General features: G+C 68.0%; 4 protein-coding genes. 2 read left to right on the top strand and 2 right to left on the bottom strand.

Annotation, left to right across the window (positions count from 1 at the left end):
* Positions 1-41: 41 nt before the first annotated feature.
* Entirely contained in the window at positions 42-1262 is a 1221-nt protein-coding gene (locus tag ACRDSQ_RS32320) for a DUF6801 domain-containing protein (RefSeq protein WP_431426407.1), read from the bottom strand.
* A 276-nt stretch (positions 1263-1538) separates the two neighbouring features.
* Positions 1539-3002, bottom strand: coding sequence for a DUF2079 domain-containing protein (locus ACRDSQ_RS32315; RefSeq protein ID WP_431426405.1), 1464 nt, complete (start codon positions 3000-3002; stop codon positions 1539-1541).
* 241 nt (positions 3003-3243) lie between these two features.
* Here ACRDSQ_RS32315 and ACRDSQ_RS32310 point away from each other — a divergent pair, with 241 nt between their 5' ends.
* Together ACRDSQ_RS32310 and ACRDSQ_RS32305 are read left to right on the top strand one after the other, a co-directional pair.
* The gene (locus ACRDSQ_RS32310) at positions 3244-4107 is read left to right on the top strand and encodes an SDR family oxidoreductase (RefSeq protein ID WP_431426403.1); all 864 of its coding nucleotides are present in this window, start codon (positions 3244-3246) and stop codon (positions 4105-4107) included.
* A gap of 44 nt (positions 4108-4151) precedes the next feature.
* Positions 4152-5688 (top strand): nitronate monooxygenase (locus tag ACRDSQ_RS32305; protein WP_431426402.1); only part of this gene is annotated, 1537 nt, incomplete at its 3' end.

Here is a 5688-nt window from a genome sequence, read left to right as displayed (position 1 = left end):
CCGGTGGGGAGCGGTGGAGCTGTACTACTTACCGTGGAGACTTACTTCGAGGTCAGGTTGACCGCAATGGTGTTGCCCGACGAAGCGGCGAAGCCGCTGATGTAGTCGTTGAACGAGCCACAGCCCTTGAGCGGGGCGATGGTGTAGGTGCCGGTCAGCTGACCACCGGCGATGACATCGAAGTCCGGGGCCGAGGCCAGGTTGATGTCGGACGGGGTGACGGTCTTGCAGTCCGCGCTCTGGCTGATCGGGAAGCCGAACAGGCTGACCTGCGGCAGCTTGATGGTCAGCAGCGAGTTGGACTTGAGCGTTCCATCAGCCTCGATGGAACCGGCGGTCTGGCGCTCGTTGACGAACTCGACCTTGGACACGACGGGCAGGAAGCCCATGATGCTGAGGTTGGCGGTGGCCGGGTTCAGGACCAGGTCAGCGACGAACTTCTGGGTCGAGAGCGTCAGCGTGGCGTCGATGGCGCCCTTCAGCGGGACATCACCGGACATGTTCTTCAGGTTCGACTTGCCCGCCAGGTTGTAGCCGTACTTGACCGTGCCGCCACCGGGGGTCGTGGTGACCGGCGGCTTCGTGGTGGTCGTGGTGACCGGCGGCTTCGTGGTGGTGGTGGTGGTGGTGGTGACCGGCGGCGTCGTCGGCGTGGTGGTGCCGCCACCGCCGCCCGGAAGGATCTGGCCTTCCTTCAGGACGTTGTTCTGGCCCGGGTCCTGAACACAGGGGGCCTCGAAGGGGTTGGACGGCGGGATGCTCGCGAGCGTGCCGTCAGCCTTCTTGGCGGTGATGTTCAGAACGATGTCGTGGACCGTGATCTTGATCGGGCCGGCCTTCGGGAACTTCAGCGACGGGGTCTTGCCGGTCGCCTTGACGGTGAAACCGCCGGACGCGGGGATCGCGGTCTTCTCCACGGTGACCGGAACCTCGAGGTCGGTGTCGAAGTCCGGCGCGCTGATGTGCGCGGTGGAAATCGCGGTGCCCTCGATCGTGGCGACCTTGACCAGCTTGAGGCCGGTCGTGGTGTCCTCGTTCAGCGTGGAGATCGCTTCGATCTGGAACTCGCCGGTCGGCACACCCGCGGTGATCGTGTCGGGGATGCCGGCGTTGATCTGGATCTTGACCGGCTGAACGTCGATCAGGGGAAAGGTGCAGCCGTAGTTCAGGTCAAGGGAGGCGGCCGCGCTGGAGCCCGCACCGATGAAAAGGCCGGCGCCCACCAGCCCGGCAGTGGTGACCGAGGCCAATACCGCGGTCAATTTCTTTGAACCTCTGCGATGATTCACAATCATCCTTTCGTGGTATCAACGGTGATACGAATACCGCGGGCTCGGTGCGCAGTCGTCAGCGGGGACCGATCTGGCAAGAGTGGCCGGGAAGGTAGCGAAGGTTGTGTTGCAGGCTCGCTACCATTACGGAAACTAGCTTTGCGACTTTGGCCACGCAAGCTTTCCCCGAAGGCGCCGGGAAATCCGTTCAACCTTTGTCATGGGCCAATATTTTCGACCGACCGGTTGGACCGTGTGGGACAACTCTCACCGGGATGGAGCATCGCCTAACGACACGAAGACGAACAGCCCGTGACCGTCGGCGTAGATCGTCTCGAATGGGGCACCCCCGTGCCGCTCCGAAATCCACCGCAGCGGGTCCTCCGGCGGGACCGGTGCCCCGCTGTGTTTCGCGTCGAAGACGACGTACTGCGGCACCGGGTTGTTCGCATGTCCGACCCAGTACGTGTCGGTGCGCCCGGACAGCGGTGCCAGGTTCAGCGTGGTCTCCACAGTCGCGCCGTCGGGCACCAAAGCCATCGCCGTCCAGGCCGCGTCGACCCGCTCCTCGGGGGAGAACATCTTCTCCGGGTCCCAGTACTGCGACAGCGGGAACTTGTCCGTCAGGGCGATCGCGATGGCCAGCATGGCGATGGCGCCATGGGTCGCCCAGGCCTTCCGTGCGCGATCCCTAAAGCCCTGACCTGAGGATTCGGTGGCCCGAAGCTTGATGAGCGCGTCGATGGCGGCGACGAACAAGATCGGCATCAGCGGTGCGCTGTAGTGGAACGTGGTGCCCCAGTAGAACTCGTTGGGCGAGATGAACCGCAGGCCGAGCGGGACGACCGCGATCAAGGTGATCGGTGACCGCACAGCGAGGAACGCGGTCGCGAGCAGCAGCAGGAACAAGGTGTGGACCTTGACATCGCCCGACTTCCACAGCTGCTCGGCCAGCGCGGTGACCATGCCGAACGGCCCTTGTTCCGCGGTCGGGTCGGTGCCGCCCGCCTGCTTCCAGAACGGATATTTGCCCTCAGGGTTTATCGCCGGGATGAGTATTCCGATCTCGATCAGCGTCGCCGCGATACCGAAAACACCCAGAGCGGCACCCATGAGCCGCTTGCCGCGAATGGCGATGACCAGGCCTATCCCGGCGACGATGAAACCGAGGTCCTCTTTCACGAGCACCAGCGGCAACGCCCACAGGATCGCGTGCTTGAAGCGCTGCTCCACCACCGCCACCAGCGAGAACGCGATGAGCGGGACGGCGAACGCGATCTCGTGGAAGTCGAAGTCGACCGCCGCCTGCAGCCCCCAGGACAGCCCGTACGCGGCGCCGACGGCGTAGCCGGAGCCGGTGCCCAGCCGCTCGACGGCCAGCCGGGTGATCGGCACGACCGACACCGCGACCAGCAGCGCCTGTGCCACCAGCAGGGTCATCGGGCTCGGCCACAGTCGATAAAGAGGGCCGAGCAGGGCGAGGATCGGGTGGAAGTGCTCACCGAGCACGTTGTAACCGTGTTCGCGCACGTTTGAGATGGGCGGTTCGAACTTGGCGTACCCGGCCACGGCCTGGGTGAACAGCGCCAGGTCGAACGATCCGTGCGCGATGCGCTGGAACCGGGCCAGGGACATCACGGTGTAGCCGACGAAGATCGCCCCAGCCAGCAGCCACGGCCCCTTGATCACGCTCGGTGATGTTTCGCTCTTCTGCACAGTTTTAGCGCCCATCTTGCTCACGGTGAAATAAGAATGATGGCGGAGCCGAGTGTTTACCGAAAGCCCGGAAGCCGTCAATGTAATTCGGGTCCCGCCCGGCGGGCAAACACCCAGGGGGCCGAGTGCCTGGTCCGAGCGGTGTCACTCACATTCGAACAAGGTTTGCGAGACCCTTGTTGTGTGGTGCACGAGGTTGTCCGGGCCGGGTTGACGGCCATCACACGCGCCTTCTAACTTCGCTCAACAGCGCCGGATGGGTGTCACTCGTTTGGTCGGGTGTCGATGCGGTCCGGCCTGGCCGGTGAGGAGCCTCGTGGAAATTCAGGATAAATCACTGGTTATCACCGGTGCGGGCCGTGGAATCGGCGCCGCGATGGCGCTGCGTTTCGCGCACGAGCGGCCGCGCGGTGTTCTTGTCGCCGATATCGATGAACTCGGCGCCCAGCGGGTCGCGGCCCAGGTTCGTTCTCTCGGGGTCCCGTCTATCGGCGTGCGCGTCGACGTCAGCGACCGCGAGCAGATCATCGGGCTGGTGAAACTGGCCGAGAAGGAATACGACGGTGTCGACATCGTCTGCTCCAACGCCGGTATCGCCACCGGAATGGGAATCCACGCGGGCGACGCCGACTGGGCCCGCTCCTGGTCGATCAACGTGCTCGCGCACGTGCACTTGGCCCAGGCCGTGCTCCCCGCGATGGCGCGCAGGCGCGAGGGGCACCTCATGATCACCGCCAGCGCCGTCGGACTGCTCGGCCTGCCCGGCGACGCCCCGTACTCGGTCACCAAGCACGCCGCCGTCGGACTCGCCGAGTGGCTGGCGTTCACCTATGGCGGCCTCGGTGTCACGGTCAGCGCGCTGTGCCCGATGGGCGTGCGCACCGACCTGCTCATGGCGGGCCTGGAAGCGGGCCACCCCGCCGCGCGCGCGGTCGCCGACTACGCGCCGATCATCACCGCCGAAGAGGTCGCCGAAGCCGCGGCCCAGGGCGTGGCCGATGACCGGTTCCTCATCCTTCCCCACCCGGAGATCGCGGACCTGTACGCGAGCAAGGCCGCGGACCCGCAGGTGTGGGTGACCAACCAGCAGTCCGCCACACGCCCGCGGATCAAGGCGTGACCTGGGCCCGCGCCCGATCGCGGAACACGAACAGCGGAGGCGACATGCCAGCGAGAGTCGAACGGCCCGATCTCGTCATCGGGATCACCGCGCCCGGTGCGGCCGACGCCGCCCTGTGCGCGGCGGTCAGCGGCGCGGGCGGGCTGGGAGTCCTCGACCTGGGCAGGGGCGACCGGGTGGCGCGGGAGGCGCTGGCCTCGGTCGTGCGCGCGGCCGACGACGCGCCCGTCGGTGTGCGCGTCCCGCATTCGTGCGCGCTCACGGTCGACGATTTCGTCGCCCTGGTGGGAGATCGCTCGAACCGGATCGCCGCCATCGTCCTCGGCTGGGACTCCCCGTGGTCGCTCGCCGACATCCCGGACCAGTTCTTCGTGCTCGTCGAGACCACCTCGGCGGCTGAGGCGCTGCGGGCCGCGGAGAACGGCGCCGACGGCGTCATCCTGCGCGGCAGCGAGGCGGGTGGCCGGGTCGGCTCGCTCGGCTCGTTCGTGCTGCTGCAGCAGGTGCTCAGCGAATCGGACCTCACCGTGCCGGTGTGGGTGTGCGGAGGGATCGGCCCGAACACCGCCGCGGGCGCCGTGGTCGCGGGTGCCGCCGGTGTCGTGCTGGAAACACAGCTGTCCTTGCTGCCCGAGGCCGAACTGCCCGCGCGCGCCCGCGCGCTCCTGGCCGCGGGCGACGGATCGGCGACGGTCGTGGCAGGCGGACACCGGGTGCTGCCCGACCGCACGGCCGACCCGCTGCCCGCCGACCTCGATGAGTCCACTGTGGCCACCCGAATCGCGGCGGGCGAGCTGGTCGCCGCCGGGCAGGATGTCTTTCTCGCGCAGCGGTTCGCCCATGATCACGGCAGTGTCGCCCGCGCCGTGCGCGCCGTCCTCATCGCAGTCCGCTCCGCGCTCGCCCCCGGCATCGCCGCCCTGGCCGAGGGATCGGCGCTGGCCCGCGCGCTGGGCACCAGGCTGCCGGTCGCCCAGGGGCCGATGACCCGGGTCAGCGACCAGGCAGCGTTCGCCGCCGCCGTCGCCGGACAGGGAGCGCTGCCGTTCGTCGCGCTCGCGCTGTCCACAGAGGATCAGACCCGCGCGCTGCTCGCCGAGACCCGGGAAACCCTGGGGGAGCGGCCATGGGGCGTTGGCGTCCTCGGGTTCGCCCCCGAGGGGATCCGCGCCGCGCAGCTCGCGGTGATCAAGGAGATGCGCCCGGCCACCGCGCTCATCGCAGGTGGGCGGCCCGACCAGGCCCGCGCGCTGGAGGACGAGGGCATCGCCACGTTCCTGCACGTGCCGTCCTCCGGTCTGCTGAGCCAGTTCCTCGCCGCGGGCGCGCGCCGGTTCGTCTTCGAGGGCGCCGAGTGCGGCGGCCACGTAGGCCCACTGTCGAGCTTCGCGCTCTGGGAGGCGCAGGTCGCCGTCCTGATCGAGGCCGTCGACACCGGTCTGCCCGCCGACGAACTGCACCTGCTCTTCGCGGGCGGCATCCACGACGCGCGCTCCGCCGCGACCGTCGCCGCCGTCGCCGACCCGCTGGTGCGCAAGGGCGCCGGTGTCGGCGTCCTGATGGGCACCGGCTACCTGTTCA

The organism is Actinokineospora sp., assembly GCF_050699995.1.
Classification (GTDB): Bacteria; Actinomycetota; Actinomycetes; order Mycobacteriales; family Pseudonocardiaceae; genus Actinokineospora.
The sequence above is the reverse complement of the archived record's forward strand: the minus strand, read 5'-3'. Positions and strand labels throughout refer to the sequence as shown.